The following is a 520-nucleotide window of genomic DNA, read 5'->3' as shown; positions in this document are numbered from 1 at the left end:
GTCCCCCGCCCTGCTTACCGCAGGCGAGTGGTCAACATGGAGTTCAAAAGCGCGTGACATTTTAAAATCAAACCCTGATTTTGCGGTAAGCGCTGAGAACTCCGATATTTTTACAGTGCGCGACAGACCTGTAAGCATAACCGAAAAACTTTACAACGAATTTTGCGCTCAGAAAAATTTCTACGACAAAGTGTCAGCTATCCGCGATTATGTTAACAATAAAAACACGTCTCCCGATTCCGAATATTTTACGGAAATGTTTTCTTACTTTACAACATTCCTGCGTATTTCCCGCTCTGATTCTGACGATTCGCGTAAATCCGCAGAAATGATAAATCAAAACGCGGAATACGCCGTAGCGTCATCTTTGTTAATAAACGAGCTTGCGGCAAATAAAAATTACGCTCATCTTAAATCGTCGTTATCTTCCGGTTTTGCGGATATTTTTTCTAACATTAAGGACGTTCCTTCTTTGTTTAAGAATTTAAAAGACTCAAAATTAAAAGCGGAACTTCTTGAC

1 pseudogene is annotated in these 520 nt (G+C 40.2%); it reads left to right on the top strand.

The features are described from left to right. Positions 1-520, top strand: a pseudogene (locus ACYVTD_RS16150) (hypothetical protein); the annotation flags it as partial.

It is taken from the genome of Treponema sp. R6D11 (assembly GCF_054786075.1).
The sequence above is the reverse complement of the archived record's forward strand: the minus strand, read 5'-3'. Positions and strand labels throughout refer to the sequence as shown.